The 23,864-nt window shown below is 37.8% G+C and carries 20 protein-coding genes, 1 pseudogene and 1 riboswitch; of the genes and pseudogenes, 18 read left to right on the top strand and 3 right to left on the bottom strand.

Annotated elements, in window-relative coordinates; genetic code table 11:
- The first annotated feature begins 39 nt into the window (after positions 1-39).
- Positions 40-1,215: an FAD/NAD(P)-binding protein gene (locus K9V48_RS12810; RefSeq protein WP_224139381.1), complete on the top strand. Its 1,176-nt coding sequence runs from the start codon at positions 40-42 to the stop codon at positions 1,213-1,215.
- 23 nt (positions 1,216-1,238) lie between these two features.
- Positions 1,239-2,432 (top strand): GTP-binding protein, encoded by a 1,194-nt coding sequence (locus K9V48_RS12805; RefSeq protein WP_224139380.1) that lies wholly within the window; start codon positions 1,239-1,241, stop codon positions 2,430-2,432.
- A gap of 238 nt (positions 2,433-2,670) precedes the next feature.
- Here the strand turns inward: K9V48_RS12805 and K9V48_RS12800 are convergent, their stop codons facing one another.
- The 3 genes from K9V48_RS12800 to K9V48_RS12790 all read right to left on the bottom strand — a co-directional run bounded on the left by K9V48_RS12800 (position 2,671) and on the right by K9V48_RS12790 (position 5,161).
- Positions 2,671-3,327: a TetR/AcrR family transcriptional regulator gene (locus K9V48_RS12800; RefSeq protein WP_224139379.1), complete on the bottom strand. Its 657-nt coding sequence runs from the start codon at positions 3,325-3,327 to the stop codon at positions 2,671-2,673.
- Between the two features lie 77 nt (positions 3,328-3,404).
- Positions 3,405-4,433 carry an ABC transporter permease gene (locus tag K9V48_RS12795; protein WP_224139378.1) on the bottom strand — a complete coding sequence of 343 codons (1,029 nt, stop codon included), beginning with the start codon at positions 4,431-4,433 and terminating at the stop codon, positions 3,405-3,407.
- A gap of 2 nt (positions 4,434-4,435) precedes the next feature.
- Positions 4,436-5,161 carry an ABC transporter ATP-binding protein gene (locus K9V48_RS12790; protein WP_224139377.1) on the bottom strand — a complete coding sequence of 242 codons (726 nt, stop codon included), beginning with the start codon at positions 5,159-5,161 and terminating at the stop codon, positions 4,436-4,438.
- Between the two features lie 332 nt (positions 5,162-5,493).
- Here K9V48_RS12790 and K9V48_RS12785 point away from each other — a divergent pair, with 332 nt between their 5' ends.
- From K9V48_RS12785 to K9V48_RS12710, 16 genes and pseudogenes are all read left to right on the top strand, one after another.
- On the top strand, positions 5,494-6,525 hold the full coding sequence (locus K9V48_RS12785; RefSeq protein ID WP_224139376.1) for an LLM class flavin-dependent oxidoreductase: 1,032 nt from the start codon (positions 5,494-5,496) through the stop codon (positions 6,523-6,525).
- Entirely contained in the window at positions 6,515-6,814 is a 300-nt protein-coding gene (locus tag K9V48_RS12780; protein WP_224139375.1) for an iron-sulfur cluster assembly accessory protein, read from the top strand. Before K9V48_RS12785 ends, K9V48_RS12780 begins: the two co-directional genes overlap by 11 nt.
- Before the next feature lie 136 nt (positions 6,815-6,950).
- A pseudogene (locus K9V48_RS12775) lies at positions 6,951-7,493 on the top strand (glycerol-3-phosphate responsive antiterminator).
- A 177-nt stretch (positions 7,494-7,670) separates the two neighbouring features.
- Positions 7,671-9,329, top strand: coding sequence for a glycerol-3-phosphate dehydrogenase/oxidase (locus K9V48_RS12770; protein WP_308012569.1), 1,659 nt, complete (start codon positions 7,671-7,673; stop codon positions 9,327-9,329).
- Between the two features lie 142 nt (positions 9,330-9,471).
- Positions 9,472-9,903 carry an SRPBCC family protein gene (locus K9V48_RS12765; RefSeq protein ID WP_224139374.1) on the top strand — a complete coding sequence of 144 codons (432 nt, stop codon included), beginning with the start codon at positions 9,472-9,474 and terminating at the stop codon, positions 9,901-9,903.
- Entirely contained in the window at positions 9,903-10,286 is a 384-nt protein-coding gene (locus K9V48_RS12760; RefSeq protein ID WP_224139373.1) for an ArsR/SmtB family transcription factor, read from the top strand. The genes K9V48_RS12765 and K9V48_RS12760 overlap by 1 nt, the downstream gene beginning before the upstream one ends.
- 102 nt (positions 10,287-10,388) lie before the next feature.
- Positions 10,389-11,471, top strand: a complete 1,083-nt coding sequence (locus K9V48_RS12755; RefSeq protein WP_224139372.1) for a DNA alkylation repair protein — start codon at positions 10,389-10,391, stop codon at positions 11,469-11,471.
- A gap of 644 nt (positions 11,472-12,115) precedes the next feature.
- Positions 12,116-13,516 carry a C40 family peptidase gene (locus K9V48_RS12750; RefSeq protein WP_224139371.1) on the top strand — a complete coding sequence of 467 codons (1,401 nt, stop codon included), beginning with the start codon at positions 12,116-12,118 and terminating at the stop codon, positions 13,514-13,516.
- 271 nt (positions 13,517-13,787) lie between these two features.
- The gene (locus tag K9V48_RS12745; RefSeq protein WP_224139370.1) at positions 13,788-14,978 is read left to right on the top strand and encodes a GTP-binding protein; all 1,191 of its coding nucleotides are present in this window, start codon (positions 13,788-13,790) and stop codon (positions 14,976-14,978) included.
- A 191-nt stretch (positions 14,979-15,169) separates the two neighbouring features.
- Positions 15,170-15,319, top strand: a complete 150-nt coding sequence (gene rpmG / locus K9V48_RS12740; protein WP_066442686.1) for a 50S ribosomal protein L33 — start codon at positions 15,170-15,172, stop codon at positions 15,317-15,319.
- Between the two features lie 283 nt (positions 15,320-15,602).
- Positions 15,603-15,791: riboswitch (cobalamin riboswitch) on the top strand.
- Between the two features lie 149 nt (positions 15,792-15,940).
- Positions 15,941-18,019, top strand: coding sequence for a DUF4430 domain-containing protein (locus tag K9V48_RS12735; RefSeq protein WP_224139369.1), 2,079 nt, complete (start codon positions 15,941-15,943; stop codon positions 18,017-18,019).
- A gap of 120 nt (positions 18,020-18,139) precedes the next feature.
- Positions 18,140-19,048: a DUF4430 domain-containing protein gene (locus K9V48_RS12730; RefSeq protein WP_224139368.1), complete on the top strand. Its 909-nt coding sequence runs from the start codon at positions 18,140-18,142 to the stop codon at positions 19,046-19,048.
- The gene (locus K9V48_RS12725) at positions 19,048-19,935 is read left to right on the top strand and encodes an energy-coupling factor transporter transmembrane component T (RefSeq protein ID WP_224139367.1); all 888 of its coding nucleotides are present in this window, start codon (positions 19,048-19,050) and stop codon (positions 19,933-19,935) included. Before K9V48_RS12730 ends, K9V48_RS12725 begins: the two co-directional genes overlap by 1 nt.
- Positions 19,908-21,557 (top strand): ABC transporter ATP-binding protein, encoded by a 1,650-nt coding sequence (locus K9V48_RS12720; protein WP_224139366.1) that lies wholly within the window; start codon positions 19,908-19,910, stop codon positions 21,555-21,557. Before K9V48_RS12725 ends, K9V48_RS12720 begins: the two co-directional genes overlap by 28 nt.
- A 32-nt stretch (positions 21,558-21,589) precedes the next feature.
- Positions 21,590-22,225 carry an ECF transporter S component gene (locus K9V48_RS12715; RefSeq protein ID WP_224139413.1) on the top strand — a complete coding sequence of 212 codons (636 nt, stop codon included), beginning with the start codon at positions 21,590-21,592 and terminating at the stop codon, positions 22,223-22,225.
- A gap of 338 nt (positions 22,226-22,563) precedes the next feature.
- Positions 22,564-23,688 carry a histidine kinase N-terminal domain-containing protein gene (locus K9V48_RS12710; RefSeq protein WP_224139365.1) on the top strand — a complete coding sequence of 375 codons (1,125 nt, stop codon included), beginning with the start codon at positions 22,564-22,566 and terminating at the stop codon, positions 23,686-23,688.
- Positions 23,689-23,864 lie beyond the last annotated feature (176 nt).

The raw sequence follows: 23,864 nt of genomic DNA, 5'->3' as shown, positions 1-23,864 counted from the left end.
TAATGCGGAGAATAGACGGGATTTGTAGGTGGTGTTTCTATGTATGAATGGGTAATTATCGGCGGAGGAATTCAAGGAGTGACGCTCGCTGTTTTTTTATTAAAAAGCGGAAAAGTAAAGGCTGATGAGCTTGCGATTGTTGATCGAAATGCGGAACCATTGGCGAATTGGAAGAGAAGCACGAGCGTTATCTCGATGCCATATTTGCGTTCTCCATCTGTCCATCATCTCGCTGTTGATCCATTTGGTCTCCAGTCTTTTGTGAAGAAGGGCTCTCTTGATAAAAGAACGGCCTTTTATGGTCCTTATAAGCGTCCATCCTTGGAAGTATTTAATGATCATTGTGAGCATTTAGTAAAGGATCTATCGATAAAAGACGCTTGGATTCAAGGACATGTACAGCGGGCACTAAAAGGAAAGGATGGCTGGCAGATACAATTAAAAGATGGCCGTGAAATATATGGTAAAAAGCTTGCGTTAGCCATTGGGATTGGTGAACAGTGTAATATGCCTGATTGGGCAATCGATCTTGAAAGTCATGATCCAACACATGTTTATCATATTTTTGATGAAGCGATGCCTGAATTTGATGCGATGAGGCTTCCTATTACAATCATAGGCGGGGGAATTACGTCAATTCATTTGGCTCTTAAGCTGAGTGAGCGATATCCAAATCAAGTTACATTGTTGAAACGGCACCCATTTAGAATTCATGATTTTGATAGTGATCCAGGCTGGTTGGGTCCAAAAAGGCAGAACGGCTTCCGTTATCTTGAAAGCTATGGCAAAAGGAGAAAGGAAATTATCAGTGCTAGAAACAGGGGCTCTGTTCCACATGATTTATATATTAAGCTGTTAAATCGCATGAAAAGTGGAGCTCTTGCTGTTGAAGAGAATGAGGTGTCTGGATATGAAGTAAAAAATGACAGTGTCCATCTTTTTGACAAGGCTGGCAGTTTGATTGCACAAACAGGTACGATTCTTTTGGCAACTGGCTATTTACCAAGCCTCCCAGGTGGTGAATGGATCAAGGAGATGGTTGAAGCGATGGAATTGCCTTGTGCGGACTGCGGATATCCGATTGTTTCGAGAGCTTTACAATGGGGACAGGATTTATATGTTGTTGGTGCGTTAGCGGAGCTTGAAATGGGACCGATTGCTCGTAATATTTCAGGAGCTAGACAAGCGGCCAGGCGAATTGTGGAGTATTTATAAATGAAATGAAAGGGTGGTCTGAAATGAAGAAGATTCCAGTGACGGTATTAAGCGGTTATTTGGGTGCAGGTAAAACCACTTTATTAAATAATATTTTACATAATAGTGAAGGTCTTAAAGTTGCGGTTATTGTGAATGATATGAGCGAAATAAACATTGATAGTGAACTAGTCCAAAAGCAAGGCGGTTTTTCCAGAACAGAAGAGAAATTGGTGGAAATGTCAAATGGCTGCATTTGCTGTACGTTACGAGAGGATTTACTTGTAGAAGTAGAAAGGCTGGCAAAACAGGGAGATATTGATTACATCTTGATCGAATCGTCTGGCATTAGTGAGCCTGTCCCTGTTGCACAGACCTTCTCTTATATTGATGAAGAGCTAGGGATTGATTTAACAAAGTTTTGCCGATTGGACACGATGGTAACCGTAGTCGATGCAAACCGTTTTTGGCATGATTTTGAGTCAGGTGATTCATTGCTTGATCGTAAGGAAGCTGTCGGAGAAAATGACATTCGTAATATTGCCGATTTATTAATCGATCAAATTGAATTTTGTGATGTGTTGATTTTAAATAAGTGTGATTTAGTTGCTGATGAAGAGCTAGAGAAGCTAGAAAATGTGATCAGGACGCTGCAGCCTGTTGCGAAGATTATACGAGCTGTAAAAAGTCGCGTCCATCCAAGGGAAATCCTCCATACAAACTTATTTGATTTTGAGAAGGCAAGTGAATCGGCAGGCTGGTTAAAAGAGCTGAACATAGGACCAGCTGATCACACTCCAGAAACAGAGGAATATGGTATCTCATCCTTTGTTTATTCAAGAAAACGGCCATTTCATGCTGAGCGTTTCAACAATTGGTGTGGAGCAATGCCGATGCAAATTGTCCGGGCCAAAGGGATTGCTTGGTGTGCAAGCAGAAACAATGTAGCTTTGCTTTTATCGCAGGCGGGGCCATCTGTCAGCATCCAACCCTTGTCCTATTGGGTAGCGTCGCTTCCAGAAAAGCAGCAGCAGGAAATCCTAAAGCAAAATCCTGAGCTTCATGATGAATGGGATGAAGAATTTGGCGATCGTCATACAAAACTAGTATTCATCGGCACTGATCTACATGAAGAGCTCATTACAAAGGAATTGGATGCATGCTTACTTACTGAAGATGAATTTGATGATGATTGGGGCAAATTGAAGGATCCCTTCCATTGGCAGTTGTCATCTTAACCGTGTAAAAGTATGTTGTGTAAATAGGAATTGTTACGATTTTTACAACGGAGTCGAAACTGTAACTCTTGTTTTTGGGAACGGTTATGAATCGAGGTTTATGATGAGTTAACATCTGATTGACCTAAGAGCACAAAAAGCTAACAATGTTTACCGCAAACATTGTTAGCTTTTTGACAATAGTATTTTGTTAACATGTAACATGATTTGAAAGAAATCAGTTTAGTCATTCCTTCATTTACTGTGATCTGGGCGGTGTTAACCCATGCATGATAAAGTGAACCGTTCTTTCAATTTCTTCTTCATCGTCCCACTGAGCTTCAGGAATTAGTAAATAGCGAGCAATGATAAAGCCAAACACGGTTGAAACTGTCAGACGAATAACACTGTATGGCGGCATTTCAATGATTTGTCCTTTTGCTTGATAATGCTCAACAATGATGCGAAATCGCTCAATAATTTTGTTGGCAATATGCTCTTTAAATTGCTCTCTTAATTCAGGCTGGAAAGGAATTTCTTGAATGAGTATTCGAAATAACGGCATGTTTTTAATTAAAAATTTTACTCTATTCTCAATTATGGCTCTTAAGAAATCCTCAAAGCGCTCAAAATCATGATTGAGCACTTTATTAAAATCATTTATGACAAAGGGAGCAATGAATTTAGCCATCATTGGGGCAACGATTGCTAAAAGTAATTCCTTCTTCGTTTTATAATGGCGAAAAATGGTTCCTTCAGCAACACCAGCTTTTTTGGCAATTTCACTTGTAGAGGTTGCAGCATAGCCTTTGGCAGCAAATGATTCAATCGCAGCAGCGACGATTTTTTTTTGTTTCTCTGTTAATCCTTCTTCCTGATGAAACCATTCATCAATCAACTTTTCTTGTTCAGACATTTTGCGCTCCTTTGTATCTGTGGTCTATACATCTATATTAAAGGATTTTGACCAGAAGATGAAATGTAACTCAATGATTAGATTTTTCTATATTTTCTAAGCGCAACAATATTTAACATCATAAAAAGAAGCGAAAACCCTGCCAAGGCGAGTAAATTCAAGTATATTTCATTCCAACCATAGCCTCTAACCATGACATCCCGTAAAGCATCAGCTGCATAATAAAGTGGTGTGATTGGTCCAATCCAGCTAAGCCACTCAGAGATGGTTTCTAAGTTAAATAATCCAGAAAAGAAGATTTGCGGAACGACAATAATTGGGATAAATTGAATCATTTGCAGTTCATTATTCGCAAAGGCTGATAATAAAATACCGAGCGTAAGAGCTGTTAAAGAAAGCAGTAAGGTGATGAGCATGACATAGCCAAACGCCCCCTCCATTAGCATTCCAAGCACATAAATGGCATAGGTTGCAATAATGGTTGCTTGAATTATCGTGAAAATGCCAAAGCCAACGACATAGCCAATTACGATTTCCGATTTACGTAAAGGACTTGCAAGAAGTCGTTCGAGCGTCCCAGTTGTGCGTTCTCTTAAAAACGATACTCCGGCAATCAGAAAGACAAAGAAGAAAATAAAAAAGCCAAGAAGCACAGGACCAAAATAATCAAATTGTCCCATTTCGCTAGAACCGTGTAAATAATCGACTTCAAGTTCAAAGGATGCTCCGTTTCCTTGAAGTGGCTTCAGTGCAGTTTGTAACCATTTAAGTGTCGCTCCATTTACACTAGGGTCACTGCCTTCGAGAACGATTGAAGGAGTTTGGTTATCAAATCTCATATAGCCATCAATCTCTTGATTTGATAGGGCATCTTTAGCATCGATTTCTTTTTCATATTCAGTCACTGTCGCTTCATCTAATTTCATGTTATTAATGATTGAGTCAGGAATATCGACTAGACCAACATTTGGCTGATACTCATCACCATTAAAAACGAGATGCAGCATTGTTAAGACGAGGATTGGGGCAATGATTAGCAATCCCATCGTCCTTTTATCGCGAAAGATTTGTCGTAATATCCGAATAACTAGTGCATTTATTCTCATTTTCAGACACCTCCATAAACAAGAAATGCTTCTTCAATTGATTCTGAATTTGTTTGTTGTTTTAGTTCCTTAGGCGTACCAACAGCAATAAGGCTACCGTTGCGCATTAATCCTAAGCGATCACATTTCTCCGCTTCATCCATCACATGAGTAGTAACAATAATTGTTGTTCCATTTTTCTTGAGATTATCAAATGCTTTCCAAATGCTTTTCCGCAAAACAGGATCAATCCCCACAGTGGGTTCATCGAGAATTAGTAGTCTAGGTTTGTGAAGAAGTGAGATAGCTAATGATAATCTTCTCTTCATTCCTCCAGAGTAATTGGAGACAAGCTTAGTAAGATGATCTGTTAATTGAACGATTTCCATCACTTCATTGATTCGTTGTTGTTGCTTTTTTCCTTTTAAGCCATAAAGAGAGGCAAAGAATTGGAGATTTTCCTTTGCTGAAAGCTCTTCATAAAGTGCATCAGACTGAGCCATATATCCGACTCGTTCAATTAATTTTAAAGCTGGCATTTTTTCTTGGAAAAGATAGATTTCACCTGATGATGGAAGATCCAGTCCGACCAATTGTTTTACTAATGTCGTTTTACCAGCACCTGAAGGACCGAGAAGCCCAAAAATCTCACCTTCCTGAATATTTAAATGAATATCCTTTAAGACTTGCTGTTTACCAAATGACTTTGAGATATGTTGCATAGCGACAACGGCTTTTGACTGTTCCATGTTTATTCACCTCTCCCTAAAATGAGTGATCACTCATTTTTATCGTAAACCCTTTTGTTTTGTTTGTAAAGTAAGTAATCACTCATTATTAAGTTTGAACAATCTTATTTATAACGATCATGCTTGAGTTTCATTTTAGAAAAAATAGAGAGAAGAATCTTCTAAAGTACTAAAAGCAATAAGTTTGTGAATCAAAGCTGGGAGTGATATGATACTCCATATTTCAAGGGTAAATATGAGAATAAAGGGTAGCCACCATGACAATCAGTTGTTTCAAACTTAATCTAACAATGTGAAATGAAAGGGTTTCCTGGTGATGGAAGGTGAACGTTATGAAACTAAGTATTTTAGATCAAGCACCAATTACTTCTGGGAAAACAGCAAAAGATGCTTTAGAGGCATCGATTAGACTGGCTCAAATTGGTGAACAATATGGATACACACGCTATTGGGTCGCTGAACATCATGATTTAACAGGGCTTGCATGCTCTGCCCCTGAAGTGATGTTAGGTACGATTGGTGCAAGAACAGAATCAATCCGGATTGGTTCTGGAGCCGTATTACTACCACACTATAAACCATATAAAGTGGCAGAAATTCATCATATGCTAGCAACGCTTTTTCCTAATCGTATTGATATAGGAATTGGACGATCGCCAGGAGGATCTGCAGAAGCATCACTTGCCTTATCTGATAACTTTTTAGCTCAAATCAAGAAATATCCTGAGTCTGTCAAGGAACTTTTACACTTTTTACATAACGATTTTCCATCTGACCATATGTATTCAAAAATTACTGCATCGCCTTATCCGAGTAGTCCTCCAGAGCCCTGGATACTTGGAACGAGTAAGAAAAGCGCAATCCTTGCAGCGGAAAATGGGACAGCTTATGCTTACGCGCACTTTATGAGTGATCATGGAGGAATAGATATTCTTAAAGGATATCGAGAGCAATTTCGGGCAAAAGCAAAATGGCAAAAATCAAATGCGATCATTGCTGTTTCCGTCATTTGTGCGGAAACGACCGAGCGGGCAGAACAAGTAGCATTAAGTGGATTTCTTTGGAGAATCCAATCAGCAAAAGGTGAGAAAATTTATGGGATACCAACTATAGAAGAAGCAGAACGGTATTTATTTACTAATCAAGAGAAAGAAATAATTAAAGAAATGAAAAGTAAGATGATTATTGGCAATCCATGTGAAGTAAAAGAACAATTGCTTGATTTACAAGCACTATACAAAGTAAATGAAATCATGATTCTGACCATTACACACGATTATGAGGACAGGAATCAATCCTATCGACTCATTGCAAAAGAAGTGTTAAACCATAATAGAAATGAGGAAATCAGAGATGAAATGTAAAATAAACCGTAACGCTGCAAAGGTATTACAAAAAATGTTGAATAGCGAAGAAGCGGAAGGGAAAATGATTCGTGTATTTGTCACGCATCAACATGGTGACCATGCACATTATGATTTACAACTTGATACACCAACTGAAAATGATGAAATCGTGAAAACAGACAAAGACATTGACATTTTATTAGAAAAAAATATTGATGCCTTAGACGGAGTTTGGATCCAATATTTCTATGTACCGCAAGAGGAGTTTGTGATTACAAATCCTTCAAAGGGAAGTCATCGTCACTAAAAAAGAGTATAGAAAATCGGTGCCAGGGAGAATCGTTTACCTGGTATTTTTTGTGCTTTCTTCTTGAGTAATTCAATCTCCAAACATATAATGACAATGATTAATCAATTAACTCAAACAAAGAAAAGGTGTAAACATGCAAAAAATTTTGCCCGCATTTTCTTCTATTAAACAGTATGAAAAGTTTTTACGTAGTGATTACGAGATCGGTGTGTTTTTAGAAACTCATATATCGCAATTAGTCAATATACATAAGCTCGCTCAGCAATATCAAAAGAACATCATCTATCATGTTGACCTCATCCATGGGTTGAAAAATGATGATTATGCCACGGAATATATTTGCCAGCAGTATGAACCATACGGAATAATTTCAACTAAATCAAATGTCATTTTAAAAGCTAAGCAAAAGGGAGTAATAGTGATTCAAAGGATGTTTTTAATTGATTCCTATGCTTTAGAGAAAAGCTATCGACTCGTTGAAAAGACGAAACCAGATTATTTAGAAGTATTACCTGGTGCAATGCCTTGGATGATAAAAGAGGTAAAGGAACGAACGAATACGAAAATATTTGCTGGGGGACTTATCCGCACGACTTAGGAGGTTGAAAATGCACTTGCAGCAGGAGCAGATGCGATTACAACGTCCAATAGGGAGCTTTGGGACTATTTCGAATAAGTTTTAACTTTTATATCCTAATATTGGATGTTATAATAATATCAAGTTAATATACGGTAGGAGACACGGAGAGACCATGCTTTCATTATAGCGATCGTTATAATGTTAGTTGTGGTCTCTTTTTTTATCTTTCTATTAAACCAACATATCTATCACCATTTATAAGGAGGCTGTAAGATGAGCAATCAATTTTCAAGTGTAACTAGAAAAAAGCAGCTAGAAAAGATGGAAGCGGGACATTATGATTTGCTGGTCATAGGCGGAGGTATCACAGGAGCTGGGATTGCCTTAGATGCAGTTCTCCGTGGATTAAAGGTAGCGGTCGTCGAAATGCAAGACTTTGCATCAGGTACTTCGAGCCGGTCAACAAAGCTTGTACATGGTGGGTTACGTTATTTAAAGCAATTTCAAGTTGCGATGGTTGCAGAGGTAGGAAAAGAGCGTGACGTTGTGTATGAAAATGGGCCACATGTTACAACACCTGAGTGGATGCTGTTACCTTTACATAAAGGTGGGACATTCGGCAAGTTTACAACATCACTTGCACTCCGTGTCTATGATTTTTTAGCAGGAGTGAAAAAATCAGAACGTCGTACGATGCTGTCTGTTAATGAAACGTTACGGAAAGAACCACTAATTAAAACAGAAGGACTAAAAGGTGGCGGATACTATGTTGAGTACCGGACAGATGATGCGCGTCTTACAATTGAAGTTATAAAAGCAGCGGTAGCGAATGGGGCTGATATTGTAAACTATGCAAAAGCAGATGAACTCCTTTATGAGAGTGATAAAGTAATAGGTTCCAAGGTGAAAGATATGCTTTCAAATAAAGAATATAAGATAACAGCGCATAAAGTTGTGAATGCTGCAGGTCCATGGGTTGATGAAGTTCGGAAAAAAGATTACGCGAGAAATAATAAACAGCTTCGATTAACAAAGGGCGTACATTTAGTGTTTGATCAAGCGACCTTTCCCTTACGACAAGCTGTCTATTTTGATACCCCAGATGGACGAATGGTTTTTGCAGTACCACGTGATGGAAAAACGTACGTGGGGACAACAGATACATTTTTTGATCAGGATATTAGGAATCCCAAAATGCTGATAGCAGATCGTGATTATATTATAAACGCAATTCATTTTATGTTTCCTGATGTAAACGTAACGAAAGCGAATGTGGAGTCAAGCTGGGCTGGAGTTCGTCCCTTAATCTATGAGGAAGGAAAAGATCCTTCTGAAATTTCCCGAAAAGATGAAATTTGGGAAGCTGAAAGTGGGCTGATCACAATCGCAGGAGGTAAACTAACGGGTTATCGTAAAATGGCTGAAGCTGTTGTAGATTTGGTTACTAAACGACTCCTAAACCAGAATCCAAAGGCAGCATTTGAAAAGTCTCATACGAAGACTTACCCCATTTCAGGTGGCGAAGTTGGCGGTTCAAAAGGTTACCCATTATTTATTGAGAAAAAAGAAAAGGAAGCTCTTCAATATGGCTTTACCTTAGAAGAAGGGCAGAATTTAGCGAAAATGTATGGATCGAATGTTGATCAGCTGTTTGACTATGGAAAACAATATGAAACAAGTACAGTAAACCTCTCACGTATCGTATACGCTCAACTCATGTATGCAATCGAGCAAGAAATGGCAACAAAACCAGTCGACTTTTTTATCCGGCGAACAGGTGCACTATTCTTTGCGATCGAGTGGGTACGAACGTGGAAGGATGAAGTCATTTCAATTATGGAGAAGAAACTAGAGTGGACAGAGCAACAAACAAAGGAATATAAAGCTCAATTAGAAAAAGAATTAGCGGACGCTGTAACACCAGTAGATTAGCAATCCATGGGGAAAGGAAAACCCCTGCTTTTCCTAAGATTGGTCATGATGCTTCTGCTTTAATTCTTGACATGTAACCAAAAGGTTTCGTATTATTAATGCGAAACCTTTTGGTTGTATAATGATTGCTGGAGGCTAAAACATGACAAATAATCAAGAAAAATTACCGGACGTTCGTAAAACAACAATTTTTAATGCACCAATTGAAAAAGTATGGCAAGCGGTATCAACTTCAGAAGGCATCTCAAAGTGGTTTATGCCAAATGATTTCGAATCAACGGTAGGACATGAATTTACAATCCATTCACCATTTGAACAATCACCTTGTAAAGTATTAACAGTTGATCCTCCAAATGGACTTTCCTTTACTTGGGGAGAATTTGGTTGGCAAGTGACATTCGAATTAAAAGAAGTAGATGGAAAAACGGAATTTACACTCATTCATTCTGGTTGGGGAGCACCAGACGTTGTGGTTGGACAAGCTGGAGCGACTTTTACTGTCGTAAGAGATCGGATGAACAATGGCTGGGATTCAATTGTTGGCGAGCGTCTTCGTAAAGTAGTTGAGGAATAATGCCAGCCGTTCAAAAATATGATGTTTTTCAAGCAATCGCCGATCCTTCGCGTCGCAAAATGCTACAACTTTTAGCCAATCAAGAATTACCTATCACAGGCATCAGCCAGCACTTCCCAATGAGCCGAACCGCCGTATCCAAGCATTTACGAATTCTTTCAGCATCAAACCTCGTAAGCGTAGAGAAAGTAGGAAGAGAAAAAAGGTACAAGCTACAGCCAGATGCCTTGCTCGAACTAAAGCACTGGCTTTCCTTCTATGAGCAATTTTGGGATAACAAACTATCTATGTTAAAACATCTCGTTGAAAACGACGAAACAGGTGAATTGAAAATAGTTGAAAACAACGAGAGTTTCAACAAGCCTAATAAGGAAACAATCTAGCCCACTTTCATGATAAGTGGGCTAAAATTTTTTAGGATGTTCATAATCAATAAGGTATGATGAACGAACAAGGTTCAAATTCTTTAAAGGAGCAGTAGTAAAATGGCAGAAGAATTAAGAAATTTATTTAATCAAGACTTTATAAATAACTTATCAAATGCAATAAAACAGGAATATCCAAGCTTTGATGATCACTTATTTCAAACACTTATTTACAATGATCAGTGGGATGAGTTGGCACTCAAGCAACGGGTTCGGCATATTTCGATTTGTCTGCACCAAACATTAGCCATGAATTTAATTGAAGCACTTGAGTTATTGAAAAAGATAGCCCCGCAATTCAAAGGAGGCTTGACGGGAATCATTTTTCCAGATTACGTAGAGGTATACGGGCTCGACAATTGGGATGAATCGATCGAGGCACTTGAATATTTCACACAATTTTCTACATCAGAATTTGCGGTCAGACCGTTTGTCATAAAAAATCAATCACTTATGATGAACCAATTTTTAGAATGGAGCAAGCACCAAAATGAGCATGTAAGAAGATTAGCAAGTGAAGGCTCAAGACCACGCCTACCATGGGGAAGCGCGCTTTCTAACCTAAAGAAAGACCCGAGCCCAATTTTCCCAATCTTAGATAATTTAAAAGAAGACCCTTCCCTCTATGTACGCAAAAGCGTCGCAAATAATTTAAATGATATTACAAAGGATCATCCAGAACTCGTCTTAGACATCGCGCAAAAATGGATCGGTGATAACAATGAGACAAACTGGATTATTAAAAAAGGGATTAGAACGTTAATGAAAAAAGGAAATCAGCAAGCACTAGAATTATTTGGCTTCGCTAATAACCCGAATATACATATCACCGATTTAGTTGCTACAAATACATTAACGATTGGCGATACATTAACTTTCTCTTTTCACCTTCAATCAACCGACGAAAAGCCTACTAAATTGAGAATTGAATATTTCATCGACTTCATAAAAGCAAACGGAAAACATTCACCAAAACTATTTAAATTAGCCGAATATGTGATTGCTCCAGGTGAAAAAAAAGTTTATACAAAAAATCAATCCTTTAAAGATTTAACAACAAGGAAACACTATCCAGGAAAACATAGAATTTCGATTGTTGTGAATGGTGAAATGAAGGATAGTACAGATTTCTTTGTGAAATGAGTTTAGCAAAGTTAGAATTAGCCTTGAACGAGTAGGTGGCTAATTCTATTTTTTTGTTCAAAATATTGGCTACACTTCATTTCTTAGTCCGTAATGATGAACTAGCTGGTTTAATACGTACGAAAAATAGTGTAGAGAAGAGTATATGGTTCAATCCGCACAAAATACCTAATTTAAAAAATTGACAAAATCACAAAACATCTCATTCTACGATTTTCTTCAATCAAATTATTATTTGCTCCTTACTTCGAGCAGAAGGCAAATTTCAGTACCTATATGCTCATGAAAGAAAGTCGAATAATACCACACTTTCACAAGCGGTTTGGTACTTGTCCTTTTATTCATAAAATTTCTGAAGTAGTATTCTAGTAAAAATTCCCCAATATTTTCAAAGACATTTGCGTGCTAGAAATAGACTATAGTATGTGGTAGGCTTTTACTTAGTGACTTTTAACAGAGAATAATCGGGTCTTTTGTTACTTTTGAAATGAAATTGTAATATAAACTACATATTCTTGTCATTTTATGATGATATACTACTAATTGTGGCTAAATAAGTCAAAAATATTTCAATTCGAGTTTAACAGAATGACGATAGATACATAGAAAAATATTTGAATGAGAATAGAAAGTAGGGGAAGAGAATGTCAAAAAAGAAACTAATAGTCATGAATTTAGCAATCATGATTGGAATAAGTAGTTCATTTGCAATTCCTTCAGCTCATGCTGAATCATCAAATAGCTTATCCCAAGTACAGGAGCAACGATCAGAAGTTCAAGCAGATATTAAGGATGCTGATCAAGAAGTTAAAATGATTCAAGAAGAGATTACGAAATTAAATGAGCAAATTAAACGTGTTGATGAAGCAGTTGCAATCAATAACAAGAAAATGGACCAAACAAAAAATGAAATCGAAGTTGCGAATACTGAGATTAGTAAAATGGAAGAAGAAATCGCTGTTTTAGAAGAGACAATTAAAAACAGAACAGAAATATTAAAGCAGCGTGCTATTTCTTATCAACAAAGTGGCGGAAGTCTAGACTATGTTGACGTATTAGTTGGTTCTGCTAGTTTCGGTGATTTTGTAAACCGTGCGATTGCAGTCGGGAAAATAGTCGAAGCAGACAAAACTCTTCTAGAACAACATGAAGCAGATGAGAAGGCTATAAAAGAAACGAAAGCTACAAAGGTAAAAAAACTTGCAGATTTAACAACTATGAAAGCAGAATTGGAAGGTATGCAGGCACTTACTTTAGAGCAAAAAGAACAAAATGATCAGTTAAAAGAACAGCTAAAAGGTGAGGAATCAGCAAAATTAGCTGCAAAAAATAGCTTGCATTTGAAAGATAGTAATCTTGCATCACAAGAAGCTAGTATCAAACAGAGCATAGAGCAAGCGCAAAGTGCACAAGCTAGTGCTGTTGAAACGACAAGTGGAGATAATAGTAGCTCATCAAGTTCAACTAAAAATGTTGAGTCAAATTCTGGTTCATCAAGTTCAACTAAAAATGTTGAAGCAAACTCTAGTTCATCAAGTTCAACTAAAAATGTTGCGTCAAACTCTAGTTCATCAAACTCAACTAAAAGCACTACAACAAATTCTGACGCTAAAAAAAGCGCAGCAACTGTTGCAGCAACACCTGTAAATTCGAATGGTTCAGTGAAGGATCTTATTTCTGCGGGTTACAAATATATTGGTAATTCTGTTTATGTATTTGGTGGCGGAAGAAATGCGTCTGATGTCGCGAATGGTAGATTTGATTGTTCTGGATTTGTTCATTGGGCATTTTCAACAATCGGAGTAAGTGTTGGGTCCACTACGGATTCACTAAAGCATGCTGGAACTCAAGTATCAACTAGCAATATGCAACCTGGAGATCTTGTTTTCTTTGATACGTATAAAAAAGATGGACATGTTGGTATTTATGTCGGTGGCGGGAAATTCATTGGTTCCCAAAGTTCAACTGGTGTAGCAATTGCTAATATGACGAGCGGATATTGGGGCGAAAAATTTAACGGACGTGTTGTACGCGTTAATTTTTAATAGGTTACTATCTTAGGACTGACTTCATAGAGTCAGTCCTTTTGGTTATTTCATAATAAAATGCACAACGAAGCTAATCGATTGAAATTGTGAAGGGAGGTTGCATTTTTAAGAAACATCCTTTACAATATAAAACGTAATGAATACGATTTGATTAATTGTTACTAATCAATAAATGAGTAGACGATTTGCTTAAGTTATGTCTTTTGTTGGGAGTAACGAAAAGCATAACTTTTAAATCGTAATTATTTTGATTTACGGAGAGGTAAATATGACAAACAAAAAGATTCCTGTAACGGTTTTAAGTGGATATTTAGGATCGGGTAAAACAACGTTATTGAATCATCTTTTAGCCAACAAGGAAAACAAACGAGTGGCTGTGATTGTGAATGATATGAGTGAAGTAAATATTGATGCATCACTGATAAAACAGGGAGGATTTTCTCGAACAGAAGAAAAGCTAGTAGAACTACAAAATGGCTGTATTTGTTGTACGTTGCGTGAAGACTTGATTTTGGAAGTTGAAAAACTCGTTAAGCAAGGGGATATTGACTACATCGTCATTGAATCGACAGGTATTTCTGAGCCTGTTCCAGTAGCTCAAACTTTTACATATGTTGACGATGAGCTTGGAATTAATCTTACAAAACGATGTGAAATTGATGCGATGGTTACGGTCGTCGATGCAAATCGATTTTGGCATGATTTTGCTTCTGGTGAGACGCTTTTAGATAGGAAGCAAGCTGTTGATCTAACAGATACGAGAGAAGTCGTCGATTTGTTAATTGATCAAATTGAATTTGCGAATATCATCGTCTTGAATAAAACAGATTTAGTTAATAAAGAAGATGTGGAAGAATTAAAGGCTGTTGTCCAAAAATTAAATCCGGAAGCAAAAGTGATCGAAAGTATTTTTTCAAAGGTGAGTCTTAATGAAATTTTAGACACACATCTATTTGATTTTGAAAAAGCAAGTCAGGCAGCAGGCTGGATCAAAGAGCTCATGACGGAACATGTACCGGAAACAGAAGAGTACGGTATTTCATCCTTTGTTTACAAGCGAAGACGACCATTTCATCCGCAAAGATTAATGGATTGGTTAGAAGATTGGCCAGTCGATGTTGTTCGTGCGAAGGGATTCTTTTGGTTAGCATCTCGAAATAATATGACGGGGCTCCTTTCCCAAGCAGGACCATCGATTATGATCGAAGGTGCAGGTGAATGGATCGCAACCTATGCGGAGGAAGAAAAACAACAAATTTTGCAAGACGAACCTGAATTGCTTAAAAAATGGGATGAGAGATATGGAGATCGGATGACGGAGCTCGTTATGATTGGTATTGAGATGAATCGTAAAGAAATAGAGAGTTCACTTGATTATTGCTTATTAACAGATGCAGAAATGGACCAGGATTGGTCAAAACTAGTTGATCCACTACCAGCTTTTACTGTGGCTGTTTAGAAAAAATGAAAAAATTTATCCCGCATTAACGGGCAGTAATCCCCCCACCTCTAAGCTTGAATGAAGCACAAAGAAGCGAAGGTGGGGGATAACTGCCCGTAAAAGCCCGATAAGTCTCGCTATCCATCCGTGGGGAATAAGGAAAACCCCCACGGATGGAAGTCTCGCTTTATAAACTAGGAGGAAGAAAGATGAGAGTAAACATTACATTGGCCTGTACAGAAACAGGAGATCGAAATTATATTACAACGAAAAATAAACGAAATAATCCCGACAGAATTGAATTGATGAAATATTGCCCGCGATTGAAAAAACGTACTTTGCATCGTGAAACAAAGTAAAACGACTAGATAGAAATAAACTTCTCTAAAAAAGCATTGCTAGGTCATAACAGCCTGGTAATGCTTTTTCATTAGTAAAAATAAGAGGCGTTAAGGGTGGATTATCACATTGCTTACAGAGTGTAAGAATTTATAAGTTTTGACTTCGAGAATTGTCCAGCGCAAGGCGCCATCAGCTTGAGGTCACAAGCCAATAAGCAGGCGCCTTGTACTTTTCTTACAGGATGACAGTTGTTGACAGTACATTTATCCTAGACTATGATAATAGCAGTATAAACATTAACTTAATAGGATGAAAATAGGTTGATAGATTGACGGAAATTTATCATAAAAAGGGAAGACCGGTGAAAATCCGGCGCGGTCCCGCCACTGTATATGGGAGCTTTTCGCATGATGCCACTGTTTTTTAACGGGAAGGCTGTAAAAAGTGTTGATCATGAGCCAGGAGACCTGCCTGTTTTGGAATTCACCATGAACTACGAGGATAGGAGGGTGTTTTTAGCATAGGTCTACCTAAAGGTTTAGAGGTTTCATTTACCTGGCGAAAAGCACACATCTGACATTAGGATGTGTTTTTTTATGTTTATTTTCAAAACAAATTGAATGAATAGGAGGTAATCAATGATGAATAAACGGAATATGACACAACGTTTTATTGCATTAAGTTCAATTATGGTATTGGTCATGATCCAAATACTTTCCTTCCTGCCACAACAGATTAATGCTGCTGCCTTAACGAATGGAGCTACAATTGCAGTTGTGGATCAAGATGATAAGAAGATCGTACCAATAACTGCAGTAGAAGTAGAAGAAGGACAAACAGCCTTTGATATTCTTAAGGAAGTAACGGGAGAACAAGAGGTTGCACTAGACTATTCGATCCATGAGCAATTCGGTGCAATGATAGGAGGAATAGGTGAGGTAGCTCCTGAAGGCTATGATTATTGGGGATTTATCATAAATGGTGAGGAAGCGCAAGTTGGTGCTTCAAGTTATGTGGTCGAAAAGGGTGATAGTCTTCTATTCAAGATTATTAGTTATCCTGCTGAAAAGGTAAATATTACGGTTTCTGCTATGGATTCACTTGATCACTCTATATTTAATGAAACTGTACAAGTTGTAAAAGGTGCAAGTGCGTTTGATGCATTAAAATTAGCTGGAAAAACAGCTGCAGTAAAAGTAGATGCTGCGATTGATCCAGTATATTGGGCATATATAAATAATATTGGTGAAGCTAAGTTAGGTGAGTATGAGTATTGGAGTACTTATATGAATGAAAACTATATGACTGAGGGGCTTTCATCTTATCTTGTTAAAGAGGGAGACCACTTAAATCTTACAGTCGAATCATGGGCACCACCAACTGATGATGATAATGGTACTGGTGAGGAGGAAGGTGAAACTCCTGACACGGGTGGTGAAACTCCTGAAGGGGAAAATGAACAACAGCCTGATCCAACTCTGCCACCAGCAGCCGATCCTGTCACGGAAGAACAAGTCGCGACAGCCATTCAATCAGCGACACAATTTATTTCTAAACAAGGTGTTAAGGATGAATTCGGAGCAATTGCTATTAAAGCTGCTGGAAAGGAAATACCGCAACAATACATCGATAACTTAAAAAAGTCTATTATCACGAATGAAGGAAATTATCGTAACGTAACAGATTACGAGCGCATTGTCCTTGCGTTATCTGCAGCTGGAATCGATGCGGCGAACTTTGCTGGCTACAATTTAATCGAAAAAATTCACTCAAATGAGCGCATGACAAACCAAGGGAATAATGGTGTCATTTATGCACTGTTAGCACTAGATAGCGGTGACTATGATGTTCCAAATGATGCAAAGTGGACAAGGGAAAGTCTAGTAAACTATTTACTTGATCAACAACTTGATAATGGTGGTTGGTCACTATATGGATCAAAGGCTAGTGTAGATATTACTGGAATGGCGCTTACAGCACTAGCACCGTATAAAGGACAAGCAAAGGTCCAAGGTGCAATTGATCAAGCGGTAGCGTGGGTATCTAGTGTTCAAGATGAAAACGGTGGTTTTAGTGATGATTCAAATGGCGGTGACGCAAGTGAAACAACAGCACAAGTGATCATCGGTCTTGCATCTGTTGGTATTAATCCAACTGAAGAGCGGTTTACAAAGCAACCAGTTGACACATTTGCTGAAAGTCTAGATTCACCTTCATCAGGAGTTAACCTAATTCAACATCTTCTTACATTTAAACAGGATGATGGTGGATTTGCTCATTTACAAGGCGGCGAATCTGACATGATGGCTAGTTCACAAGCATTGCTCGCATTAGCTTCATATGATAACTATTTAACGAATAAAGGTTCCATCTATCAATTTACCAAACCTATGATTGAAGTAGCTCCTACTCCAGAGCAAATCGATGGTAAAGATGAAACACCAACAGTGGATGAAAATGAAGATGAAACACCAACAGTGGATAAAAATGAAGGTGAAAAACCGACGAAGGAAGAAGCTCAACAAAATACAGATACGGTAGTGAAAGATGAAGTAGAAAATACGAATGAAAATAAGGTAGTAACTAAATCAGAAGGTCATAAACTACCGAGCACAGCAACACCGTTATTTAACTTATTAGCAACTGGTGGGACATTACTTGTAATTGGTTCAACAGTGCTTATTTACACGCAAAGACGCCAAGCAAAGAAAGCGTAAGTGAAATGCCCTTTCCAAATAGGAGGGGCGTTTTCCGATTTTAGCGTATATTTTTTTCAAATGTTAGAACAAAATAGATCAAAAAATGCGAAATTCATATGAGGACTGGAGGTTTGAGTTATGAGATTGCTTAAAGGTATGATGTTTGCTATTATTTCTGTTATTTTGATTTTAACAGGATGCGAAAAGGATAAAGTAGTTCCAATTGTTGAGGATGTAAAAGTTGAACAAACTGAAGAGAAAACGGCCTTAAAGGATGAACAACAATCACAAGAGGAACCTGAAGAGACGAAGGAACAAGTAGAGCCAAACAAGGCTGATGAGAAAAAAACGATTGATTCCGAACGTACAACGAGTGCAAGCGAAGAAAATAAAGCAATTGAATCAAAAGCATCAGGTACTGGGAATAGTGAAGAAAAACAGGTAGAAGAGCCAACTAAGAAAACAGCTGAGCAAAACACAAATACAAACACAAACACATCAGCAAATAAACCAAATGCAACCCCTGAAAAAGAATCTACGACAACTAAGTCAAATGGAAAACAAACAGAGCCAGTAAAAGAGCCGAATCAAGCAGCCACGACTACACAAAAATCACAACCAAATGTCGTTAAGGAACCTACTACACCGAAGCCTAATGAAAAACAACCAGCGACAGTAAAAGAACAAACTCCATCACCACAGCCGAAGAAAGAAGAAACAAAACAAACTGTCACCGTATCAATTGTTGGTGAAGGCACAATCCTTTCTTCAACAAAGGTAGAAATATCTGAAGGAAATACCATTTTAGATGCTACATTAAACATTCTAAAACAAAAGGGAATTCCGATCAGTGTAAGAGGGAGTGGCTCAGGAGCATATGTGGAAGGAATCAATAATTTATATGAATTTGATCGCGGACCGCAAAGCGGATGGGAAGCGAAAAGAAATGGTGCCAAAATAGATCGAAGCGCAGGTGCGATTAAAGTTGGAAATGGCGATACTATTCAGTGGATATATACGACAGATTACAAAGAGGATGCTAATTAATGGCTAGAGGTATTCATACCTTTCATCCTTTCGTGAGTTTTTTCTATTATGTTGGGGCAACAGCACTGGTTATGCTTTATAAGCATCCGGTGTTTTTGCTTGTTGGGGCGATTTTACTTATTCTATTTAATTATCAGCTCGATCAAGGAAAAACGTTAAAAAGGTGGTTCATGATGTTAGTTTTCTTATCTGTCCTTTTTCTCATAATGAATCCATTGACCAATCACCGTGGAACACATATTTTGTTTTATGTGCACAATAACCCAATTATGCTCGAGGCTATCATTCAAGGTATCATTTTGGCGTTATCAATTTTTTCGATTATGGCTTTATTCACAACTTATAGTCTTGTCATCACGGCGGACAGATTTTTGTTTTTATTTTCACGCTGGCTACCACAGTGGGCGTTGCTAACGATGCTTTCGATGAGATTTGTTCCCCTTTTAAGAAGAAGGTTAAGGGAAATCGAAACAGTGCAAAAAGGAAAAGGACTTACGGTCACAGAGGGTAAACTAAAGTCTAGAGCTAAAAATGGCATATTACTAATTCAAATTTTATTAACATGGTCTCTTGAGGAGGCTATTCAAACAGCTGACTCAATGGCGGCAAGAGGGTATGGAATTAAGAAAAGAAGCAAATATACTCCATATAAGATGGTTCCCTGGGATTGGTTAGCAATCATTTATATGATAGTCATTGCTGCAATCGGACTAGCTGGCTGGTGGTTAGGTGATGGTGTGTTAAGTGTGTATCCAATGTTAGAAACCATGTCTATTCAAGGAAGAGAATGGTTTTACTTATTTATTTTTATGTTGTTTATCGGTTCCCCGCTTATCATTGAAGGAAGGGAGGCTGTACGGTGGCATTTTTGGAAGCGAAGCAAATAAGCTTTTTATACCCAGAAGAACAAAATCGTGTGCTTAAGGACGTTTCTTTTACGATTGAACAAGGAGAGTTCATCGTTCTTTGTGGTCCTTCAGGTAGTGGAAAGTCAACACTATTAAGATTAATGAAACGAGAAATTGCTCCACATGGTCGCCTTTCAGGAGAATTCTTGCTTGGAAATCAACCACTCTCTAGTGCGTCTAAAGAACAAATAGCAAAGGATATCGGGATGGTTTTCCAAGATCCAGAAAATCAAATCGTAATGGATAATGTGTTAGAAGAGCTTATATTTGGGATGGAAAATATGGGTGCATCGACAGAAGAGATGAGAAAGCGTGTGGCAGAAATTGTTCACTTCTTTGGTTTAGAGGGATTGCTTGAACGAGAAACGCATGAGCTATCAGGGGGCCAAAAACAATTAGTCAACCTAGCTTCGGTGTTATTATTAGAGCCAAAACTATTGTTGCTAGACGAACCAACGGCACAGCTAGACCCAGTCGCAGCAAGGGAGTTTATTGGTATGCTGCAGACGATGAATGAAGAATTTGGCATCACAGTTATCATTGCCGAGCATCGATTAGAGGAACTCTTTGGGATAGCAGATCAAGCGATTGTTTTAGATAAGGGGGAGATGATTGCCTTTGATTCTCCTCGTCGTGTTATTCATACACTTGGACTTAATCCGAATCATCCCATGTATCGTTATTTACCAAGCCCTGCACGATTATATATCGAACATACAGCTAATATGAAAAGTGAGGACATTCCATTATCGGTGAAAGAGGGAAAGAATTGGTTGAAACATCATCGAATCGAGGCGATGAATCAGGTCCAAACAGATTCCAATTATCATGAAGAGCTTTTAAAGTTAAAACAGATTGATTTCCAATACTCAAAAGACACGAATAAAATTTTAAACGCTCTATCATTAACTGTCTATGAGGGGGAATGGCTTTCGATTGTTGGTGCGAATGGAACTGGTAAATCAACGTTATTAAAAATCATGGCGGGTCTTGAAAAGGTGCAACGAGGTGCGGTTATTTATAAAGGAAAGAAGGTAAAGAGACAACAGCCGACAGAGATTGGATACCTTCCTCAAAATCCAAAGTTGTTTTTTATCCAAGATTCAATTGAAGCTGAATTGAGCGAAATCATTCATTTTCATCAAATGGAAACGGGTCAAAAAAGAATGGATGAGCTGTTAACACTCTTTCAAATAGAGGAACTAAAGAATCGACACCCTTATGATGTGAGTGGTGGTGAAATGCAAAAGGCTGCACTTGCGGGAGTCTTACTCCCAAATCCAAAGCTTCTTTTAGTTGATGAGCCGACGAAGGGTCTTGACCCCGAAGCAAAAGAGCGGTTTGGGGAATTATTAACATCACTACAAGAGCAAGGGGTAACGATTGTTATGGTGACACATGATATTGAGTTTGCAGCAAAATACGCAACAAGATGTGCGATGATGTTCCAAGGGGCAATCACAGTTGAAGCACCATCAAAAAGTTTTTTCCAAGGAAATGCGTTTTATACAACAGTTATCAATCGAATGACGAGAGGGAGCAATGTTCCCGATGTATTAACAGTAGAGGAGGCTCGTACTTCTTGGCGCATTCACGAGTAATTCTCATAGCGATCATCATTGTTATTAGTGTCATGCTCATTGCTGCTACATTCATTGTGGAACAACATTATCTCATTGTAAGTTTTCTCTTTATGATGTTTACCTTTCTACCCTTTATCATTCGATTTGAGCGTCGAAAGGTCGCTGGAAGAGAACTTGTTATGCTAGCGGTATTAGCGGCAATTGCTGCAGTTAGTCGTGTTCCTTTTGCATCGATCCCTAGTGTGCAACCAACAACCTTTGTGATTATCGTTACAGGCATCGCATTTGGCGCAGAAAGTGGATTTGTCGTGGGGGCTCTTGCGGCTTTAGTATCAAATTTATTCTTAGGACAAGGACCATGGACACCTTGGCAAATGTATGCGTGGGGAATGATCGGGTTAAGTGCAGGATTATTGCGGAATACGTGGATGATGAAACGTTCATACGGGAGAATTATGTTTGGATTTATGACAGGCATCTTATTTGGATGGGTGATGAACCTCTGGTACTTTGTCAGCTTAGATGAACAAGTAGAACTTGCGACGATTATGACATATTATGGGGCAAGTCTTTATTTTGATTTAGCCCATGCATTATCTAACGTATTTTTCTTACTTATTTTTGCGAGCAGTTGGATCAAGATTTTACAACGTTTCAGAAAAAAATATGGGTTGCTTGAAAGATGAAGTGTTAGGATTGAAATGAATTCTAGCACTTTTATCGTAAACGGGTAGAAAAAACAATGGCTAAAAGCTCTTTCTTGTAATATCAGAATTTATAAGTTTAGGCTTCGAGAATTGTCCAGCGCAAGCGTCTTATGCTATGCCTGAGGCTGATTAAGGCGCTTACGCCTTTCTTGGGATTGTTTTAAAATGGATAAAACACCTAATTTACACTTATTTGTTATTTACTATATACTAAGAAATATAAACGACAGAAAATTTAAAAAATAGAGAGAATTTTATCGATTTTTGTCTAATTATATTTTTAATCATAACTTGAAATAACGAAAGCGGTGGTGTTTGTGGATTTTTCGTCTAAATCAATGATTTCTACGGAAGAAAGATTAATTCAATATCTTGACGAAAATGGAGAAGAATTTCTTAGATTATGGCTAGAAAGTGTCATCGTCCATGAAAAAGATATAAACAAAGACCGTGTAAGGGAAAATGGGTATACGATGTATTTATTGGTTAAAAGGTTAATTACGCACCCGGAAATCGGCGTAGAAGTGAAAAAGCTTGCTTATAAGGTGGCAAAAGAGCGGGTTGAAAGTAACGGCAATATCGGGGAATTTGTCTACAATGTGAATTCAGGTAGAAGTACAACCATTAAATCGATCTACAAGTCTGGGATATCAATGATTGATTTACAACCAATAATTGATAAAATTCATCATCATTTTGACTTGTATTGTTACCATGCAGTCACAAGATATACGGAGCTAAAAGATTTAGAATTAAAGAAGAAGATGTTGTTTATCAATCAATCTCACAATGATCGTTTATCTCTTCTTGGTCAAATGTCCTCAAGCTTTGTTCATGAGTTTAGGAATCCTCTTACATCTGTTATTGGCTTTGTTAAACTTTTAAAAACGGAATACCCGTCGCTTAAATACCTGGACACCATTGAGCATGAACTTGATCAGTTAAAATTTCGCATAACACAATTCTTACATGCGTCTAGGCTTGAGGTTGTAGATAAAGAAGAAGAAATTGAAATGGAAGACCTACTATCAGAAATACTAACATTTCTCTATCCTAGTATTGTTGATGGTGATGTCGATGTGAAAACAACGGTTGACTCGACGTGTAAAATTATCGCAGTAAAAGATGAAATAAAACAAGTATTGGTTAATATTATATTAAACTCAATCGATGCTTTAAAACACAATGCATCGAATAAAAAATTAGCAATTACTTGTGAAAATAAACAACATTCAATTGTTTTTACGATCTCCAATAATGGACCAAAAATTCCTGAAGAAATGAAAGAGGCTATTTTTGAACCCTTTTATACGACAAAAAGTTTAGGGACAGGCATTGGCCTTTACGTATGTAAAACACTTATCGAAAAGCATAAGGGCATGATTCATTGTGAATCAAACGATCAAAATACATCATTTATTATCCATTTACCGATGGGATGAGCGTAACAATGCATTTGTTACGCATGAATAAAACGACCTTATGAATTGTGAGGCCACTGAAAAACTTACGTTTTTTATTCTTTTAATTTCTTTTCAATACAAAAAGGCAATTTGCTGTCTGCTTTTTAGACGGCAAATTGCCTTTTTCCTTTTCTTTCTTATTCTTTTTCACTAAG

It is taken from the genome of Metabacillus rhizolycopersici (assembly GCF_020075705.1).
This window is presented reverse-complemented; position numbering and strand designations above follow the sequence as displayed.

Bases quoted from the DNA above. Each gene is read 5' to 3' on its own strand.
- K9V48_RS12805 (WP_224139380.1), top strand. From the start codon at position 1,239: ATGAAGAAGATTCCAGTGACGGTATTAAGCGGTTATTTGGGTGCAGGT.
- K9V48_RS12790 (WP_224139377.1), bottom strand. From the start codon at position 5,161: ATGGAACAGTCAAAAGCCGTTGTCGCTATGCAACATATCTCAAAGTCA.
- K9V48_RS12770 (WP_308012569.1), top strand. From the start codon at position 7,671: ATGAGCAATCAATTTTCAAGTGTAACTAGAAAAAAGCAGCTAGAAAAG.
- K9V48_RS12750 (WP_224139371.1), top strand. From the start codon at position 12,116: ATGTCAAAAAAGAAACTAATAGTCATGAATTTAGCAATCATGATTGGA.
- K9V48_RS12760 (WP_224139373.1), top strand. From the start codon at position 9,903: ATGCCAGCCGTTCAAAAATATGATGTTTTTCAAGCAATCGCCGATCCT.
- K9V48_RS12715 (WP_224139413.1), top strand. From the start codon at position 21,590: ATGCTCATTGCTGCTACATTCATTGTGGAACAACATTATCTCATTGTA.
- K9V48_RS12800 (WP_224139379.1), bottom strand. From the start codon at position 3,327: ATGTCTGAACAAGAAAAGTTGATTGATGAATGGTTTCATCAGGAAGAA.
- rpmG (WP_066442686.1), top strand. From the start codon at position 15,170: ATGAGAGTAAACATTACATTGGCCTGTACAGAAACAGGAGATCGAAAT.
- K9V48_RS12735 (WP_224139369.1), top strand. From the start codon at position 15,941: ATGATGAATAAACGGAATATGACACAACGTTTTATTGCATTAAGTTCA.
- K9V48_RS12810 (WP_224139381.1), top strand. From the start codon at position 40: ATGTATGAATGGGTAATTATCGGCGGAGGAATTCAAGGAGTGACGCTC.
- K9V48_RS12745 (WP_224139370.1), top strand. From the start codon at position 13,788: ATGACAAACAAAAAGATTCCTGTAACGGTTTTAAGTGGATATTTAGGA.
- K9V48_RS12780 (WP_224139375.1), top strand. From the start codon at position 6,515: ATGAAATGTAAAATAAACCGTAACGCTGCAAAGGTATTACAAAAAATG.
- K9V48_RS12725 (WP_224139367.1), top strand. From the start codon at position 19,048: ATGGCTAGAGGTATTCATACCTTTCATCCTTTCGTGAGTTTTTTCTAT.
- K9V48_RS12765 (WP_224139374.1), top strand. From the start codon at position 9,472: ATGACAAATAATCAAGAAAAATTACCGGACGTTCGTAAAACAACAATT.
- K9V48_RS12785 (WP_224139376.1), top strand. From the start codon at position 5,494: ATGAAACTAAGTATTTTAGATCAAGCACCAATTACTTCTGGGAAAACA.
- K9V48_RS12730 (WP_224139368.1), top strand. From the start codon at position 18,140: ATGAGATTGCTTAAAGGTATGATGTTTGCTATTATTTCTGTTATTTTG.
- K9V48_RS12755 (WP_224139372.1), top strand. From the start codon at position 10,389: ATGGCAGAAGAATTAAGAAATTTATTTAATCAAGACTTTATAAATAAC.
- K9V48_RS12795 (WP_224139378.1), bottom strand. From the start codon at position 4,433: ATGAGAATAAATGCACTAGTTATTCGGATATTACGACAAATCTTTCGC.